Annotated in this window: 14 protein-coding genes; 7 read left to right on the forward strand and 7 right to left on the reverse strand. The window is 60.4% G+C overall.

Features of this window, described 5'->3' with window-relative positions:
• Nucleotides 1–444 precede the first annotated feature (444 nt).
• Genes ACNHGR_RS20455 through ACNHGR_RS20465 form a run of 3 tightly spaced genes read left to right on the forward strand, consistent with a single transcriptional unit; the run spans nt 445 to nt 4,657 of the window.
• Nucleotides 445–1,533 carry a glycoside hydrolase family 68 protein gene (locus ACNHGR_RS20455; RefSeq protein ID WP_475288573.1) on the forward strand — a complete coding sequence of 363 codons (1,089 nt, stop codon included), beginning with the start codon at nt 445–447 and terminating at the stop codon, nt 1,531–1,533.
• Nucleotides 1,530–2,444, forward strand: coding sequence for an ROK family protein (locus ACNHGR_RS20460; protein WP_475288574.1), 915 nt, complete (start codon nt 1,530–1,532; stop codon nt 2,442–2,444). Before ACNHGR_RS20455 ends, ACNHGR_RS20460 begins: the two co-directional genes overlap by 4 nt.
• Before the next feature lie 29 nt (nt 2,445–2,473).
• Nucleotides 2,474–4,657, forward strand: a complete 2,184-nt coding sequence (locus ACNHGR_RS20465; RefSeq protein WP_475288575.1) for an alpha-galactosidase — start codon at nt 2,474–2,476, stop codon at nt 4,655–4,657.
• A 4-nt stretch (nt 4,658–4,661) separates the two neighbouring features.
• On the opposite strand, the gene ACNHGR_RS20470 is transcribed toward ACNHGR_RS20465, so the two are convergent.
• Nucleotides 4,662–6,059 carry a putative 2OG-Fe(II) oxygenase gene (locus tag ACNHGR_RS20470; RefSeq protein WP_475288576.1) on the reverse strand — a complete coding sequence of 466 codons (1,398 nt, stop codon included), beginning with the start codon at nt 6,057–6,059 and terminating at the stop codon, nt 4,662–4,664.
• Between the two features lie 336 nt (nt 6,060–6,395).
• On the opposite strand from ACNHGR_RS20470, the gene ACNHGR_RS20475 reads away from it, so the two are divergent.
• Complete coding sequence (locus tag ACNHGR_RS20475; RefSeq protein WP_475288577.1) at nt 6,396–8,903, forward strand: TonB-dependent receptor domain-containing protein; 2,508 nt, start codon at nt 6,396–6,398, stop codon at nt 8,901–8,903.
• Nucleotides 8,904–9,001: 98 nt separating this feature from the next.
• On the opposite strand, the gene ACNHGR_RS20480 is transcribed toward ACNHGR_RS20475, so the two are convergent.
• Entirely contained in the window at nt 9,002–10,015 is a 1,014-nt protein-coding gene (locus tag ACNHGR_RS20480) for a substrate-binding domain-containing protein (protein ID WP_184274097.1), read from the reverse strand.
• Nucleotides 10,016–10,066: 51 nt separating this feature from the next.
• Nucleotides 10,067–11,353, reverse strand: a complete 1,287-nt coding sequence (locus ACNHGR_RS20485) for an MFS transporter (protein WP_475288578.1) — start codon at nt 11,351–11,353, stop codon at nt 10,067–10,069.
• Between the two features lie 512 nt (nt 11,354–11,865).
• Here ACNHGR_RS20485 and ACNHGR_RS20490 point away from each other — a divergent pair.
• Together ACNHGR_RS20490 and ACNHGR_RS20495 are read left to right on the forward strand one after the other, a co-directional pair.
• The gene (locus ACNHGR_RS20490; RefSeq protein ID WP_221417226.1) at nt 11,866–12,141 is read left to right on the forward strand and encodes a PadR family transcriptional regulator; all 276 of its coding nucleotides are present in this window, start codon (nt 11,866–11,868) and stop codon (nt 12,139–12,141) included.
• The gene (locus ACNHGR_RS20495) at nt 12,138–13,316 is read left to right on the forward strand and encodes a hypothetical protein (RefSeq protein WP_475288580.1); all 1,179 of its coding nucleotides are present in this window, start codon (nt 12,138–12,140) and stop codon (nt 13,314–13,316) included. Before ACNHGR_RS20490 ends, ACNHGR_RS20495 begins: the two co-directional genes overlap by 4 nt.
• 100 nt (nt 13,317–13,416) lie before the next feature.
• Here ACNHGR_RS20495 and ACNHGR_RS20500 read toward each other — a convergent pair whose 3' ends face one another.
• Together ACNHGR_RS20500 and ACNHGR_RS20505 are read right to left on the reverse strand one after the other, a co-directional pair.
• On the reverse strand, nt 13,417–14,283 hold the full coding sequence (locus ACNHGR_RS20500; protein ID WP_475288581.1) for an oxygenase MpaB family protein: 867 nt from the start codon (nt 14,281–14,283) through the stop codon (nt 13,417–13,419).
• A 37-nt stretch (nt 14,284–14,320) separates the two neighbouring features.
• On the reverse strand, nt 14,321–15,280 hold the full coding sequence (locus ACNHGR_RS20505; protein ID WP_475288582.1) for an acyl-CoA desaturase: 960 nt from the start codon (nt 15,278–15,280) through the stop codon (nt 14,321–14,323).
• Between the two features lie 86 nt (nt 15,281–15,366).
• Here ACNHGR_RS20505 and ACNHGR_RS20510 point away from each other — a divergent pair, with 86 nt between their 5' ends.
• The gene (locus ACNHGR_RS20510) at nt 15,367–15,690 is read left to right on the forward strand and encodes a metalloregulator ArsR/SmtB family transcription factor (RefSeq protein ID WP_184274082.1); all 324 of its coding nucleotides are present in this window, start codon (nt 15,367–15,369) and stop codon (nt 15,688–15,690) included.
• Nucleotides 15,691–16,312: 622 nt separating this feature from the next.
• On the opposite strand, the gene ACNHGR_RS20515 is transcribed toward ACNHGR_RS20510, so the two are convergent.
• Together ACNHGR_RS20515 and ACNHGR_RS20520 are read right to left on the reverse strand one after the other, a co-directional pair.
• Nucleotides 16,313–17,344, reverse strand: coding sequence for a P63C domain-containing protein (locus tag ACNHGR_RS20515; protein WP_475288584.1), 1,032 nt, complete (start codon nt 17,342–17,344; stop codon nt 16,313–16,315).
• Nucleotides 17,334–18,269, reverse strand: a complete 936-nt coding sequence (locus ACNHGR_RS20520; RefSeq protein WP_475288585.1) for an IS1595 family transposase — start codon at nt 18,267–18,269, stop codon at nt 17,334–17,336. The genes ACNHGR_RS20515 and ACNHGR_RS20520 overlap by 11 nt, the downstream gene beginning before the upstream one ends.
• Between the last annotated feature and the right edge of the window lie 66 nt (nt 18,270–18,335).

The following is an 18,335-nucleotide window of genomic DNA, read 5'->3' on the forward strand; positions in this document are numbered from 1 at the left end:
GTAGAGAGCGATCGGCTCTGGTCGACAGCCGCCAAATAGCAGACGGTCGGCTCCTGAGGCTCGAAAATCGAGGGCTGAATGGCGACAAAGGGTCGAGGCTATGTAAAAATGTCTCGCCGTCAGCGAAACGAACAACTTCTGAATCTGCACCGCAGATCTCGCGAACGGAAAGAATCGGGTGGCAATGCTCCGTGAATCAAAGTTGCGCGGCTGAGCGCGTCATCGACGTTTTTACACAGCCTCGGTCGATGTCGGCAACAGCTGCATTCCTCGAAGTTAACCTTCCGACTGCCTATTGCAAACGTTTGCATATCGCTCTACGATCTGCAGAGAAGCAGGCTTGGATGGGCGTTTTAACGCCACCAGGCTTGTTTCGATCTTGGGGAGGATGTCGTTGGGACTGCACGCTTGACGGCGTCCTCCTCACATGAAGAGGGCGCTGAAGTGACGATATCCTGGACAGCCACGCACGTTGCGGCAATTTCTTCCTCGCCGATCGTCATTGCCCCAATTGCCGACAAGGATTTTGCCCCGGTCGGACCCGAATTGGGCATTTGGGATGCGTGGCCTATCCAGCGGCGGGATGGAGTGCCTTTAGCCCGCGTTGCGGGAGGCGAGCTTTGGATGGCGCTTGGCGCACCCCGATTTGATGACCCGGACGTGCGTCACGGGCATGCGCGCATTCACCTGCTTCGCTATCAGGATGGCATCTGGTCCGATCTCGGGCCAGCCATGCCAGATGGTTTTTCGCCGGGAAGCCGGGAATGGTCTGGATCGGCCATTGTCGATGAGGCGACGGGCGATGTGATCCTCTACTTTACGGCGGCTGGGCGGCGCGGCGAAGATGGACTGACCTTTGAGCAGCGCATGTTCAGCGCGCGGGCCAGTCTCGGCGATGACGGCCGTCTGGCGGACTGGCGGGATCTGTGCGAAGTGATCCCCCCTGCGCCCGATTGGTACATGGCGACCACGGGCGGCGGCGGCATTGGCACGATCAAGGCCTTTCGCGATCCCGCCTATTTTCGCGATCCCGCTGATGGTCGCCATTATCTGTTTTTCGCGGGATCGATGGCAGGATCGATGTCGGCCTTCAACGGCGTTGTCGGTTTTGCCACCGCGCCCGCGGATCGCCCGGACGACTGGACCGTCAAGCCGCCGCTGATTGCCGCCGATGGCGTCAATAATGAGCTGGAGCGCCCGCACGTCTTGCACCATCAGGGGCACTATTATCTCTTCTGGTCGACCCAGGCTCATGTGTTCAATCCAGACGGGCCGACAGGGCCAACCGGTCTTTATGGCATGGTTGCCGACGCGCTTCCCGGACCCTGGCGTCCAATCAACGGTAGCGGCCTTGTCTTCGCCAATCCGCAAGAGATGCCCGCGCAAAGCTATAGCTGGATGGTGCTCCCCGATCTGCGCGTCACCAGCTTCGTGGACAATTGGGGTGGGGGAGCCGAGCGGCGTTTTGGCGGCGCTTTTGCGCCATTTGTCCAGTTGTGGCTCGATGGAGATGCCGCAGGAGTGGTCGCGTGACGCAGCCTTTGATCGCGGGTGTCGAACTGGGCGGAACAAAGGTTTTCGTCCTGCGCGCGCGCGGAACGGAGATTGTCGAAAGACTATTGGTACCGACGACGACGCCCGACGCGACATTGGCGGCTGTGCAGGACATCCTTCGTCGCTGGCAGACGGAACAGGCATTTGCCGCTTTGGGTATCGCGTCTTTTGGTCCTTTGCGGCTCGACAGGAATGCCGGTGATTTTGGCCATATGCTTCCGACGCCCAAGCCCGGCTGGAGCGGAGCTGATATTTTTGGGGTCTTGTCCGGAACGCTGCCTTGTCCGGCTGTGATCGATACTGACGTAAACGCCGCAGCGCTGGCCGAAGCACGCTGGGGCGCTGGCGCACAGGAGCAGGGTCTGTCCGATTGCCTTTGCTATCTCACCATCGGTACGGGGCTAGGCGGCGGCTTTGCCCTGAATGGCAGGCCACTGCATGGCGCGATGCATCCTGAACTGGGGCATATCGCCATTCGCCGGGCGGACGGAGATGATTTTCCGGGCGTCTGTCCCTTTCATGGTGACTGCGTGGAAGGGCTAATCTCCGGCCCCGCGCTGGCGCAACGCTTTGGCAAGCCGGGCGACCGGATCGAAGCGGATGATCCGCGCTGGGATCATGTCGCCCATGATCTCGCCCAGCTCATATCGACCATCCTGCTGATGACGGCCGCACGGCAGGTGCTGATTGGCGGAGGCGTGGGCATGGGCCGCGCCAATCTGCTCGATCGGGTTCGGGGCAAGGTTCTGGCGCAGCTGGGTGGTTATTTGCCGTGTGTGACACCGGATAATATCGATGCGATCCTGCGCACTCCCGCACTGGGAGAGCAGGCCGGGCCGCTGGGCGCCATCGCGCTGGCACTGGATGCATTGAAAGAAGGGCGAGGATGATGAACAGGCTGTCTTTCCGATTTTTGTGCATGGCTGCAACCGCCATCGCCCTATCGGTTCTTCCTGAAGGTGCGCTGGCAAAGGTCAGCGCAACGGCAGACGGTCGCGTGATGCGGCTCGATGGCGGCGGCGTGACCTATGCCATGGGGGTGGATGAACAGGGCTATCTCGAGCCGCTATATTGGGGCGCAACGCTGGACGACGCGGCGCCGCTCTCGGCCCGGTATCCGACCGAACTGTCGGGGTTCGACCCGGCTGGATCGATCACGCCGCAGGAATATGCGGGGCAGGGGGAAGGGCTGGTCAGCGAGCCGGGCATCAAGGCAGAGTTCGCCGACGGCAATCGCGACCTCATCCTCAAATATCGAGGCTATAAGATATCGGGCGAAACGCTGACTGTCGAATTGGCCGATATCCGACGACCGTTCACGGTCACGCTCCACTATAGGATCGACCCGACGACCGGTGTGATCGCCCGATCGGCCAGCGTGCGCAATGGCGACAGCAAGCCGGTGCGCATCGACCAGATCGCGGCGGCGACTTACACGCTGCCAGTCGGCGATGACTATCGGCTCCGCTATCTGACCGGCCGCCACGCTTCCGAATGGTCGCAGGTGGACACGCCGGTAACCCCGGCCCTCACTATATTGGAGAGCCGCCGGGGATCGACCGGCCATGGCAATCAGCCTTGGTTCGCTCTGATCAAGGATGGCAAAAGCAGCGAGACGGATGGTCCCGTCTGGTATGGGGCGCTCGCCTGGTCCGGCTCCTTCCGCTTGTCGGTCGGCCTCGACAATCTCAGCCGGGTGCGGATCAGCGGCGGTTATAATCCCTATGATTTCAGCTGGACGCTGAAACCGGGGGAAAGCCTGGACACTCCGGTCTTCTATACGGGCTATACCAACAAGGGGATGGGAGACGCCTCGCGCCGCTTCCATGCTTTCCAGCGCGCCACCATCATCCCCGGTGGTGCCAAGGCGAAAATCCGCCCGGTTCTCTATAATAGCTGGGAAGCCACGACCTTCAATGTGACCGAAGCAGGTCAGATGGCGTTGGCCGAAAAGGCGGCGAAGATCGGGGTGGAACGCTTCGTCGTCGATGACGGCTGGTTCGGCGCGCGTGACGACGACAAGGCGGGGCTGGGCGACTGGACCGTCAATCCGCGGAAATTCCCCAACGGCCTTAAGCCTCTGATCGACCGGGTGAAGGCGTTGGGCATGGATTTCGGCCTCTGGGTCGAGCCGGAGATGGTGAACGTCAATTCCGACCTTTACCGCGCCCATCCCGATTGGGTGCTGAATTTCCCCGGCCGGCCGCGCACCGAAGGCCGCAACCAACTGCTCCTCAACCTGGCCCGGACCGATGTGCGCGATCATCTGCTGACCGTGCTGGACCGGCTGGTGAGCCAGAATGATATCGCCTTTCTCAAATGGGACTATAATCGCAACTGGACCGAAGCGGGCTGGCCCGAAATGGCGCCGGAGGATCAGCAGCGGATACAGGTCCAATATGTCCGCAACCTCTACTACATCCTGTCCGAACTGCGGCGGCGGCATCCGGGGCTGGAGATTGAGGGCTGCTCGGGCGGCGGCGGGCGCATCGACCTGGGCATCATGGGGCTTACCGACCAGAGCTGGACCTCGGACAATACCGATCCCTATGATCGCCTGATCATCCAGGACGGCTTTAGCCAGGCCTATGCCCCGTCGATCATGATGGCCTGGGTGACGGACAGCCCCAATTGGGCGAATGGGCGGGAAACCAGTCTCGATTATCGCTTCCTGTCCGCCATGCAGGGCAGCCTTGGCATCGGCGCAAATCTGGATCATTGGCAGGAGGCGGATTTCGCCACGGCCACGAAATGGATCGCTGCCTACAAGAACATCAGGGATATCGTGCAGCGCGGTGATCTCTATCGCATTGCGCCGCCCCGGCCGGGCGCGGCGACGTCCGCTACCTTCCATGTTTCCCCGGACAAGCGCCGCGCCGTGCTATTCCAGATGCTGCACAGTTCATCCTTCCGCGACAATGTCGAGGCGCTGCATCCGGCGGGGCTCGATCCGGCGCGCCGCTACAGCGTGCGGATGCTGGACGGATCGGCCTTGCCCGATGGCGTGCCAGTTGAAGCCAGCGGCGCCTATTGGATGGAGCAGGGGCTGCGCGTGAAGCTGAAGGGCGATTACAAGGGCGCGGCCTACCTGTTCGAAAGCTGAGCGCTCAGCGACGCGGCGGGCGTATGTCGAACGCAATTGACAGCCGCTCGCCGTCCGCGAAGGGCACCGTACCGTGCCAGAGGGTCGAAGGAAACAGGATCAGGCGGCCGACCTTGGGTTCGATCTGGCGGTAGGGGGGCAGGTCCAGCCCCAGCTCCGGCGGCGGCGTGCCGAACCGCAGCCAGCCCGATGGCGCGTCGCCCATGGCCGAGGAGTCGGGCAAGGCGACATGCAGCGCCGAACTGATCCAGCCGACAGGATGTGTGTGTGCAACATGAAAGCCTTGGGCGCAGAGCCGCACTGACCAGCTTCCCGCAAACCGCATTTCGCCCCGCGGCATGCCGAGCAACGGATGGCCCGGTTCGTGTCGCGGCAACTGATCGATATAGTCGCGCACGGTGGCCTCGATCGCGGCGCGAGTGCGCTGCATGATCGGCTCATGGCGGAAGAGCAGCGGCCGATCGGTCTGGGTGCCGCCGCGCACCGACTGGTCGGGATAGGGCGCTGTCGCTATGTGCAGCGTGCGGAGAAGATCGGCAAGATCCGACAATTCCTGTGCACTGAGATCCATGTCGGCTGCGCTGATCAACTGGTCGGGCCGGTCGAGCCAAGCCGCTCTGTCATCCCCCAGCATACGCCAGCCGATCGACAGATAGGGCCAGAATAAGGGCGCGGACGGGGAGCCAAGCTGCGCCAGGGCAATCTCTACCGCTCGCTCCGGCGCGCCGCAGCGCAGCGCGTGGCGGACTCGGGCAAGTGTCAGGCCGGGATCTGCACGGTCAGCCAGTCTGTCGAACAGATTGGGATTGTCCGCAGCCACCCCTGATTCCGCTTCGAGATAGAGGCTTGCGACCTCCAGCGCGGCGACCTCTCCGCAAGCGCATATTGCCTTGTCCAGCACCGCGCGGGCCTGATCCCATTCCTTCGCCTTGGCCAGCCAATGGAAATGTCCAAGGTGCAGCGTCAGATTGTTCGGCTCGACACGCAGCGCTTCGTCAAAGCCGTCATCCTCTCGCCCGCTGGCACCGGCAAGACGATGCAATGTTGCGCGGTAGGTCTGGGCGTCGACCCAGCCAGGACAATCACGGAGAGTCGCAGTCATCAAGGCCAGCGCCGCTTCGCTGTCGCCTTCCGCCGCAAGCGCGCCTGCGTGGCCGCGAACCAGCGCCATGTCCGCCGGGGCAAGGGTGCGAGCGATCGCGAATTGCGCGGCAGCGCTGCGCCCGGTTTCGTAGCGCAACTGGGCGATGAGGGCGTGTGCCGGCGGATCGTGCTCCGCCAACGCAGCAGCGCGTTCGGCAGCGATCAGCGCGGCTTCATGCGCATGAACCTCTCGCAGGACCAGCGCCTTCAGCCAGAGGAGTCGGGGATGATCCGGCCAGAGCAGGCAGGCGTGTGCCAATATCGGAAGCAGATGGTCTTCTGCCCCGGCGCGCAATGCGCAAAATATGGTCGACTCGATCGACCTCAGCCAAACGGCTGAGTCGGGAGAAGATGGGGACGCGGGCTGGTTCGCGGCAAGATCGGCAAGATTGTCATGCGCTTCCATCCTCAACCCGATCGCTCTTACTTTTCGGCCAGAACCGCCGATACCATGAGTGCGATATAGCATGATGGATCGCTCTGGCGAGATTAAATGCAAACGTTTGCTGCAATATGTTGCAAAGGTTTGCAGAGACGTTTATGCAATGCTTCGACCGACCGTGAAGCGATGTGCGGCGGCCCTAAGGAGGGGATCATGAAGACCAGAATTCAGCCAAGCTGCATTTCCACGTTCGCGCTGGCCATGGCGTGCCTTGGCGGCCCTGCTCTGGCGCAGGAAGCCGCACCTGCCGACACGCAAGCCGCTGCCGGGCAGGAGCGTGCGGCCATTAATGGCGAGGATATCGTCGTCACTGCCGCAGCCGGCGACAAATCGCGTTTCCGATCGTCCATTTCGGTGTCGCAGGTCAGCCAGGAAGCGATCCAGAATTTCACACCGCGCTCCGAAGCTGAAGTGCTGCGGTCCATTCCTGGCCTCCAGCCCTCCGATACGGCGGGTCCGGGCGGCAACGCCAATATCGGGGTGCGCGGCATTCCGGTGTCGACCGGCGGATCGGAATATGTCGCCCTTCAGGAAGATGGCCTGCCCGTGACCCTGTTCGGCGACATCCAGTTCGGCAACAATGACTATTGGCTGCGCTTCGACCAGAATGTCGAGCGGGTCGAAGCCGTGCGCGGCGGTTCCGCCTCCACCTTCGCCAGCCAGGCGCCCGGTGCCGTCGTCAACTATATCAGCAAGACCGGCGAGAAGGAGGGCGGTTCCATCGGCCTCTCAAAGGGCGTTGGCTTTCGCGAGACGCGCGTCGATTTCGACTATGGCGGTCCTATCAGCGACACGCTGCGCTTTCATGTCGGCGGCTATGCCCGTGAGGGCGGCGGCCCGACCAACGAGGATTTCAACATCCTGCGCGGCTATCAGGTAAAGGCCAACCTGACCAAGGATCTGGGCGAGCGCGGCTTTATCCGCTTCAATTTCAAGCGGCTGGACGAACAGGCGCCGACCAACACGACCATGCCCTCGCTAGTGACGATCGACGGCAACAAGATCAGCAATTTCAAGCCGCTGCCTGGTTTTGACGCTCGCGATGGATCGACCTATTCCATCTATCAGCGCAGCTTCCAATATGTCGACAGCAACGGCGTGCTCAAAAATGCCGATGTGGAGGGCATCCATCCCCGCGTCACGTCCGTCGGTGCGCAATTCCATTATGAGTTGAGCGACGCGCTGACCGTCGACAATAATTTCCGCTACACCGACATGAGCGGCAATTTCACCACCCAGTTCCTGAACGTCGCGACGACTGCCAGCGTGCTGGGATCTACCGTCAACGGGCAAACGGTGGGGGCGATCCGCTATGCGGCGGGGCCGAACAAGGGGCAGGCCTATACCGGCACCTATCTGAACAATAATCCCAACATCAACACGCTGATGAAGGATATGGGCAGCATCGCCAATAATCTGGCGCTGACCGGCAAGTTCGATGTCGGCGGCGGCAAGGTCACCATGCAGGCGGGCTGGTTCCATATGAGCCAGAACATCGTGCAGGACTGGCATGTGAACCGCCAATATAGCGCTCTAGAGGGCGAAAATGCTGCGCCGCTGAACCTCTACTCCACCACCGGCACACAGATCACCGCGGCGGGCCAGGCCGGGTTCAACGACAATTGGGGCAATTGCTGCGCGCGCAGCGTCGACCTCAAATATACCGACGACGCGCCTTTCCTGTCCGCCAACTATTCGGGCGGCGGCTTCGACCTCGACGCTAGCGTCCGCTTCGACCGGGTGCGGGGTGAAGGCACGGCGCAGGCGGGCGTTGCCGGTCCCGATTATGTCGTCAGCGATGAAGTCGGCAGCGCGACCTTGCCATCGATGCTGCCGGGTGGCGTGATCGAGCGGATCAACTACAGTCGTAGCTATACCAGCTGGTCGTTCGGCGCGCTCTACGCCTTCGACAGCAGCACCAGCGTCTTCGCCCGCGCCAGCCGGGGCGGGCGCTTCAACGCCGACCGGCGCACGCTGGGCGGGAATTTCAATGCCGACGGGTCGCTCAACAGCCAGGGCGCCAGCACGGCCATCAACTTCCTCAATCAGCAGGAAGTGGGCGTGAAGCATCGTGGCTTCGTCGGCGGGTCGGGCAATTACTCGGTGGAAGTCACCGGGTTCCGCTCGACCCTCACTGAAAATAATTATGACTTCACCCGGATCAACAATCCGCCGCCGAACAATGACCCGAATATCTCCAATGACTATCGTTCCTGGGGTGTCGAACTGACCGGGCGTCTCAATCTCGGCAATTTCCGTCTGGCGGTCGATGCGACCTGGGTGAACCCGAAGATCAAGGATAGCGCGACGGCGGCGCTGGTCGGCAACCGACCGGGCGGCATTCCCAAGCTCACCTATCTGATCTCGCCATCCTATGATGCAGGCCTGTTCGCGGTCGGCCTGTCCGCCAGCGGTCAGTCGAGCGCACCCAATGACGATTTCAACCTCTACACCGTACGCGGCACGACCTTCTTCAATGGCTTCGTAAAGGTGCGGCCGATCGAAAATCTGGAACTCGGCCTTAACGCCAATAACCTGTTCGACACGCTGGGCTATCGCGGAGGCGGCCAGTTGCTGCCGACCAGCGCGACGACCGGCATCTTCCAGAACAGCGCGGTCTATGGCCGCACCGTGACCGCATCGATCCGCTACAATTTCTGATCCTTGTTCGATGCTGGAGCGACTGTTCCTCCTCTCCGGAACAGTCGTTTCGGTAACCTGAAGGGCCCGGTTCTGCACAGGAACCGGGCCTTTTCTTGTCAACTGGACTCCCGCGTCACGATCTCTGGTGCAATCTCGATCGATCCGACCTCCTCGCCCGACAGTCGTTGGCACAGTCGGTCGACCAGCAACGCAGCGCCTTGCTGGATATCCTGCCGGATGGTTGTGAGCGGCGGGTTGGACAGTCGCGCCAGCGGCACATCGTCAAAGCCTACCACCGATAAATGGTCTGGCACGCGGACCTCCTGTTCGGCGGCGGCGGTGATGACGCTCATGGCGGTCACGTCCGAAGCGGCAAATATGCCGTCGGGGCGATGGCCCGCCGCAAAATAGTCGGCTGCCACGCGATAGCTCGCCTCCGGCGTGACATGCGCATGAACCAGTTCGACCCGGTCTTGCACATCGGTGGGCAGGGCGGAGAGAAAGCCTTCATAGCGGGCGGCAAATTCAGGCACGGCGACATTGCCGAAAAAGGCGAGCTTGCTACGTCCGCGTTCCAACAAGTGTCGCGCGGCCAGCGCACCGCCGGCCACATTGTCGGTCCCGACCGTTAGATACTGATTGCGGTCTGCATGGGCGCCCCAGATGACCATTGGGCGATAATGGCTGGCGGTGCGGTCCAGCACGTCGCTCTGGTTGGACTGTCCAATGATGATGACGCCATCGACCCGGCCCCCGCGGATGAAGGCGTCCAGCCAATCCTCGCCATCGGGCAATACGCGCGACAGTAGCAGGTCGTAACCGCGCTCCGTCAATTCGTCCGCCAGAAAACCCAGCATTGCCATGAAGAACGGATCGGACAGATGCTGCCCGCGCTCATGCCCCAATGGCAGCAGCACGGCGATTGCTCCGGTACGGCCCAGCCGCAGATTCTGCGCGGCGACATTCAACTGGAAGCCATGCCGGGCCGCCAGTTCCTGAATACGGCGTCGCGTATCCTTGTTGAGCGCGCCCTTTGACGTCAGCGCACGAGATACCGTAGACACAGAAACGCCGGCGATCCGGGCGAGATCGGTTATGCTTCGGACAGGTTCGTTCTGATTATCCGTCATATCCTATCGTCTAGGCCACGGAAGGACAGGGGGCAATCTGGATAGCGTACATCAATTCTCGCGGGATATCCTGACCATCAGGGTAGCGGCGCCTGCTGCGATCATCATCATACCGCTCATCAAAAGGATGTTGCGTGGGTCGCTGCCCAGCAGCGGACGGTAGATGACCGGCACGATCAGCGTTTCGAGCAGCATGGGAATGACGATGAACATGTTGAAAATGCCCATGTAGACGCCGGTCCGCTCGGGCGGGATGGCATTGGCCAGCATGACATAGGGATTGCCCATCATACTGGCCCAGCCGATGCCGATGCCAATCATCAACAAGAAGAGATGCGTGCGATCACTCGCGCCGGGGATGGCCAGCATCGCAGCGCCGGACAAGGCGACGGCGATGGCGTGAACATAATGCGGTCCGATCCGCCGGGTGAGCGGCACCATGGCGAAGGCTGCGAGGAAGGCGACGGCATTGTAGAGCGCGCCCGCCTGCCCGGTCAGCAAAACCGCTTGGCGGAAGCCGCTGCTTGCCGGATCGGCCGTGTCGAAAATAGAGCGGGCCAGCGCGAAGCTGATAAACTGCCAATAGGCAAACATCGCGAACCATTGCAGCAGCATCGATAAAGCAAGCTGGCGCATGGCGACGGGCATGTCGCGCACCGCCGTCATGAAGTCGCGCAGTGCCGTGCCGAAGGACAGCCGTTCGCCCTGCATGCGCGCTATCTCTTCGGTCGGCAGCGGCAATTCGGGAACGCGCAGCACCGACCAGAGGATCGTCGATATGGAAATCACCGCGCCGATCAGAAAGGCGATCCGGGTAACGTCGGGTATGCCGTTCGCATCGACCAGATCGGCATTAAATCCGCCCCACACGAGCAGCGAGGGCGCCAGATAGGACAGTGTCTGGGCGAGGCCGGTAAAAGCACTTTGCGTCAGGAACCCGACCGATCGCTGGCTTTTATCCAGCCGGTCGCTCACATAGGCGCGATAGGGTTCCATGGTGATGTTATTCGCCGCGTCGAGCATCCACAGCAGGCTGGCCGCAAACCAGAGGCTCGGGCTGTAGGGCATCATCAACAGGCCCAGGCTGCACAATATGGCACCGATCAGAAAATAGGGCGTGCGTCGGCCCCAGCGACTGACTGTCCTATCGCTCAACGCACCAACGATCGGTTGCACGAGAAGCCCCGTCACCGGTCCCGCCAGCCAGAGGAGCGGCAAATGGGCCTCGTCTGCGCCAAGATAGCGATAGATCGGCCCCATATTGGCTTGTTGCAGGCCAAAGGAGAATTGGATGCCAAGGAAGCCGAGATTCATCTCGACAATGCGGGACAGGCGCATTCTTGGTTTGTTTGCTCTGTCTCGCATATGCACCTCTCCGTCGCCGTTGCGATCTTTCGAGAGCCGATCTTACAGACAAAATCGGAATAAGCAAACGTTTGCTGTATTTGATTCTTGGAAATAGGGCGGTCCAGCCTGTTCGAACCGTTTTCACGCTTTGAACAGAGATATCTCGCGCGGGCGTTCATATGTCGCGGCCAGACAAGTGTTTATTTTCGAAGGGCCAAGATGGTGTTCAAACTGAACGCCTACCCAAAAGCTGCCAGTCGGCGAAAAGCCACATTTGGATATGCAAGGGAAAGCTGACTGACCGGAGTTAGGGCTAAGACATCGGGCGCTGAGCGGCTGGAATGGGTCGGCAATAGATGAGTTCTTCTCATCCCAACATCGCAGGGAAGACCTGCTTATACGCCTCGTTCGACGCCAAATCGAAACTAACGCTTGACGTTAATTCTATATAGGTAGATTTATTGCGCATGTCTCGAACGCGCGCGCTCTCCCCTCATGCCCGGATGGTCCTGGCCGTCTTGCTCGATGCTGGATCCCAATGGTCTCATGGCTATGAGCTGTCACGGCGCGCCGAAGTAAAATCCGGCACGCTTTATCCGCTCCTCATCCGACTGGAGGCGCAGGGTTATCTCGAAGCTGAATGGCAACAACCTGCTGAAGGGGGGCGGCCGCCAAGGCACGCCTATCGACTGACCGCCAGCGGCGTGCAACTTGCCCGCGCCAATCCTCCAGGACCGGCGGCGGCAATAGCTTGGGACCGCGGGGCCGCGGCCACATGAGGACTGGTTTTCGCCGCAGCGTCATCGATCTCTCCTGCAGTGCCTTGCAAGCGGTGCTGCCTGCCTCGCTGCAGTCCTGGGGATTGGCGGTCCGTTACGAGGCGTCTGCCATCCCGGATGACAGCAAGGCGCTCATGTATACGTTTGGCTGTCTTTGCGGACTAATGCCTCGTGCCGTCGCATCGCGTCTGCTCACCCTCTTCCTCTCCCTCGCGGGTGAGAATGTGCCTTATTTGGAAGGACCGACCATCATGCACTTATTCGATGCCATAATGCGGAAACCGCGCGCGCTCGGTATCATCTGCGCGATCGGCGCCGTCGTTCTGGGTATTTTGTATATGGTGATCGTTGGCGCTCCGGCGCGCTATCTCGGTGTCAATGCCTGTGCATTGGCTATCGGCCTGTCGATGCTGGCATTGCTTGACCGCACTGCCGCAGCGGGCCGGCGATGGACGGACGGTGCGAGCGTCGCGATGGCAATTGCGATGCTGGCGACAGCGCTTTTCGGCTCCGAAGTGGATGGAGCGGCACGCTGGGTGAACCTCGGCGGGGTAGCCATTCAACCGAGCCTGATCCTCGTGCCGGTGATGCTTGTCACCTTCTCGCGGATCCGTAGCGTGCTGGCGACTGTCAGCATCATAACCGCTGCTGTCGCGATGGCGCTGCAACCCGATCGGGCGATGGCCGGAATGCTCGCACTTTGCCTTGCCGTGCTCGCAGTCATGCGCCCTGATAGGCATGTTTGCGTGGCACTTGCTACCAGCATTGCCAGCTTCGCGGCAACGCTGGTTCGTCCTGATACGCTGCCAGCCGTCCCCTATGTCGACCAGATCCTCTATTCGTCCTTCGATATTCACATCGCTGCCGGCGTTGCAGTGCTGGGCGGCATGGCGATAATTTTGATTCCGGCGATCGTCGGTTGGAGCCGGGATGCCGACAATCGCGCGATCTATTGTGCTTTCGGCACCGTCTGGTTCGCCGCGATCGCTGCGGCTGCCCTGGGCAATTATCCGACGCCGATCGTGGGTTATGGAGGCAGCGCCATCATTGGCTATGTGTTGAGCCTTCTAGCGCTTCCTAAATTGTCCGGTTGCCATGCCGGGACTGCTGGGCACGCGCGAGGGGCAAGGGATGGATACTCGTCCGACGCGCAACTGTTCGTAGCATTGGTTTGATTGCATCCTTTGTTAATAGGCGCGCCCGCTGAAATTGCGGACCTTCTGCACCTGGTGCGCGGAAATTGGCTTCTCGGTGTCGGATTTGGGCCGTTTCGGATTATGCGGAACGCCGATCACGCGCGAAGGCCCAGCGCAGACTGCTAGCAACCATGGCTTTGGATAGCCTAATGGCGGGACGGCTCAGATAGTGGCTGGGCAGGGCGTGCAGGGTTCTTGCCCAGTCGGGCAGGAGGTCGACGGCGGCTTCCATGGTTATCTTCTGGACCGGAATGGCCGCAGGCGTCGGCGCCTTCTGGCGAAGAACCAGACGGGCGACCTCACGTGTGCGTGCGTCAGCCTGTAATTGCGGACGCAGGCGCGCGACAAGTGCTTCCGCTTCTGCCCTGCTTTCGGGAACAGGAGCGGCCCCCAGTTTGTGGGCAATGTCTGCGAACTGGGCGAAATAGAGATCCTGATCCGTCCGGCTCATGTCGGGTTCGCCATAGCGTATCCATGCGTCCAGAAAGCAGAGTGCCTCAGTTACATGAACCCAGGCGAGCAGATGGGGGTCATTGGCGCGGTAAGGCGTGCCGTCCGCCAGCGTGCCGGTGACGCGGTCATGCACTTGCCTGACGCGATCAATGGCTGCGAGCGCATCGGCCCGGACGGCAAAGGTGGTGACGGCGATGAAGCGCGCCGTGCGCCGGAGCCTGCCCAGCATGTCGTCGCGGAAGGTCGAATGATCCCATATCCCAGCCAGCGCGGCGGGGTGGAGCATCTGGAGCAGCAGGGCCGTTACGCCGCCGACCATCATCGTGGTGACATCGCCATGGACGCGCCAGATCACCGACCCCTCTGGAAACAGCGCCTGAGCGGAACGGATAATGGGCTGCTCGCCGCGAGCGCGGTCGTTGAAGATGGCCCGAACGCGACCGACAAGCAGGCGCTTCAATGGCCGGGTAGCGACGGATGGGAGGAGAGCCATGGCAAGATGAACTCAGGCAGAAAGGGAAATGGTCCGATCAGGTGGGGCGATTGTGCAAGCCGTGCGCCGGTCGCCCGCCTGTATCCTCCGCCGCGGGGACGATGCGGGTTAGCGCCTTGGTCCGCGCCAGATGCTCGGGCAGGGCGATGTTGGAGGCTAGGCCGATCCGCTCCAACAGCAGGATGAAGGCATAGGCCCAGTCACTTTGGCCCGGATAAAGGCCGATGCGTGCCGAACCGGGGAAGGCGTGGTGATTATTGTGCCAGGCCTCGCCCATGGTCGGGATGGCGGCCCAGGGCACGTCATGCGCCTGAACGCCCGCGCCATTGACCAGCCAGCTTTGCGGTCCCCGACGATGCGCCAGATGGCCGACGAACCAGTGGCCCGTCACCGATGCGCTGACCCGGACGCATATTCCCCACAGCACCCAGCTCCACCCGCCGCCTGCAAAGAGCAGCAGTGCGATGGGAAGCTGTTGCGCCATCCATGTCGCCTCCAGAAAGCGGTAGAAGCGATCGCGGTCGACCGCGCCCAGATTGAAGGCGGGCGGATGGTCGAGGTCAAGCCGGCAATGCATCTGCCACCATGCGTCGATCAGCATGGGCTGCCGATGGGCGAGATAATCATGGCAATCCGTCTGTCGTTGCGCCCAGTCGCGCAGGTCGTGGGTACGGATCATCCAGAAAGGGCCGCCCATGCCCACGCCCGTCCCGACCCAGACCAGGAAGTGCTCTAGCCAGAGAGGACAGTCGAAACTGCGATGGATCAGGCGACGATGGAAGCCGACGCTATGCCCCAGCAGCAGCGACGCGCCGGTCATCAACAGGAAAACACCTAAGCCGCTCCAGCTGAAATGGAACAGGGCCAGGACAGCGCCCGCCAGCATGCCTCCGTTCCAGAGCGAATGGATGGGATCCCAGCGGACCTTGCCGGCGACTGGGCTGCATCCTGGCGTTTCTCGCAGGCTGTTCACGCTGCAACGGTCGGTGACGTCCATGGCGACAATTTCCTAGGTAATTAGCTTATTTCTTAAATATCGCCCTGGACTTGTCAAGTGGTTAGCTTATTCCTTAAATATGCCACATGCAGAAGGTTTTCGAAGCTCTCGCCTCCGCCCCGCGACGGAAAATATTGGCCTACCTTGCCCATGCCGAGATGAACGCGGGCGACATTGCCTCGCGTTTCGAGATGTCGAAGCCGGCCGTGTCCCAGCATCTGGCGATTCTCGAAAATGCGGGACTCATCGCCAGCGAGAAGCGGGGGCAGTTCGTCTACTACAGCCTTGTCCCCGACAGTCTGGCGAACACGCTCAACGCCTACGTGCAGGAGGTGTGCCCGGTGTCGCGTCCGCTGAAGGCGGAGAGCGCTGCGATCGCCAAATCGCGCAAGGTTGCGTCCGACGAGTGAATGTCGGGTTGTAATCCAGATAAGCAGACGGGCCGCTGCTGGGGAATAAGATTTGGTCGTTAAGTGGCGGCAAGGGGTCGGTTTCGTCGAAAGCGAATACCTTATCGTGGGACACACTCGTCGTTCCCGACAGAATCCGAAAGCGTCTGCTTTTGAAGGAGCCGTCATTTGGCTTCGGAGCTGAAAAACACAGTCCGTCCGAAGACGTACATGCATATCGTGTTGCGATCGAGGGGCAGCGTATCACGCCATAGTGTTGTATTGACTCGGAAGGCAGAGGGACGGTCTGAATCGGCTATATTGGGACATATGTCGCGACGCTTTTGACTGGAACGACGAAAGCTTATTCTTTCTTCAGATCCTCACGGCCTTTAGCAGGGCCGGGATACCCTGGGCATCAAAACCACGACGGCTACCAAAGAGCCTTTATCAAGGGGAACTATATACCTAACTAGCCATTAGAACCACCACACCAACGATGCTCCTACCCCTATGACGGCGAGCCAAATTATAGCGCGCTGATTTACGCCTGAAGGATCAGGGTCGTTTGCCCCACCTGCTCCGGTTAGATTCCCAAGTAAGCTCATGATGCCGATGGCCATCAATATATAGCCGAGTATCGTCATGATTGAGCCTTCCCTGCTTTCTTGACTGGGGACGGAAGGGCGATTTTATCCATGAAGCTGAGTTGTAGCGTTTCGTCGAAATGAGGATATGCCCGCGCCAAATGACTCTGGAAGGTCGGCCAGTCGTTTGAAATGCGCATAAGCGCCTTGATGCCCTCCAGAAACTCACGCAACTTCGGGTGACCAACGTGTTCTGACAGCATCTGATGCAGACGAACCTTCGGTCTACCCTTTTCATCTCTTGGTACGGTCCGTTGAATTTCTGCGAGAACGCCCGGTGCAAGCCGCTCGTAAAAATCGTTCGTCCATTTCCCCACGATGCCGGGGCGCTTCTTGATGGAGGCCTCTGTGAAATCCCAGCCGTTCAAGCGGAATATGTTCATATAAAGGTCGTCGTCAAAAGTCAGCGCCCATGGCAACGCTTCCGCGCTAACATATTGCCGCAGAACGTCTTCAAGAACCCTGCGGCGGTTGAGATCGCGGAAGCCAGTAGCTTCATCAACAAGGTCATTAATGGCTTTGTCAGTGAGTGCGCGAAGAAGCTTTTGGCACTCTTTGGCGATATGCTCCTGCGAGGGCAGAAGCGCGCCCGCCAGCATTGCATCATGATACACCCAGCAGACGGACGGCAACAAAGTTGCACGGTAGCCAAACGCCTTGACGCCCCGTCGCGTCTCGAAAATGATCGGTTCTGTCGACCTTATTAAGTCACTGGTAATAAAGGGAATAAGGCTCTTTGCGCGCAAAAAAGGCGGCAAACCGTCGACCGTCGATCCCTCGCCACCCTTCGCTTTGCCAGCTCGCCCGATTGACTTCAGAAAGCCCTCTTGGGTCAAGACGCGAGTATTATGAATGTCATCCAGAACCGCGCAAGGAATGTCGACGCTTCCGATTGGCAAGAAGCCGTCGACCACGGCGGCGGGGACTGGCCCTGCTACGACAGGGGGCGAGCCAGTTGCGACCATCGCCTTTGCCACATCGTCGAAACTAGCGTCGATTGGCTCAATTTCGCTCTTATTATCCGGCATGAGTCAATTCCTTGTAGGTGATGCGCTTGCCGATCATCCGGCCAATGGTCATGTCGATGAAGCCCATAGTGCCAGCTTCGCGCGTATTCTGGCGGAACGAAAATTCGTTGACGTATCGGTGTAGATGCTTGGGCGACATGAAGTGGTAAATGCCATAGTGGCCGCGCTTCAGGAGCGCCCAGAAGCTTTCAATGCCGTTGGTGTGAATACAATAGTCGCGGACGTATTCGCCTGCGCTGTGATTCACGGTGTGGTGAATGTAGCCCTTGCCGGTGAGGCCGAGATAGGCGCTTGCTTCGTCAGTGACGACTGATGACCCAGCGGGAACATTCGCGGTGACGAAGCCCGTAAGGGTCTTTGCGCCGGTATCTGCGACCGGCTTGGCGCGCACTTGGTCATTATCGTCACGGATGCCTACAACCGCAGTCTTGCCAACGCCGCCCCGGCCAGCATGAAGCTTCTTGTCAGCGTGCTTGTTCTTCTCTTTGCCACCAATGTAGGCTTCATCGACCTGCACATGATTGCCCATGTCGGGACCGGAGCCAGCGAGCCAAGTTTCGCGGATGCGCTGGGCAAGGAACCATGCCGATTTTTGCGTGATGCCCAATTCGCGGGCCATCTGCGTCGAAGGAATACCCTTGCGCGCCGTGGTCATCATGTAGATCGCCATCAGCCACTTGTGCAGCGGCAGGCGACTTTCAGCTAACACAGTGCCAGTGCGGACGCTGAAATGCTGGCGGCAGTCGCGGCAGCGATACGGCATAGGCTTCATGCTGGCGATGGATGCGACCGAGAGGCCACCGCAATGGGGGCAGGAAACTTCGCCAGCCCAACGGTTATTCTCGAAATATGCCCGCGCAGCGGACTCATCAGGGAACCGCTGGAAAAACTGATAGAGGCTCACGGTTTCAGGCTTGTTGGTCATGAAACCTAACTAGCCAAATCGAGCGATCCGGTCAATAGATTTGTGGCTAGTTAGGTATATAGTTCC

The sequence above is a fragment of the Sphingobium sp. RS1 genome (genome assembly GCF_056156825.1).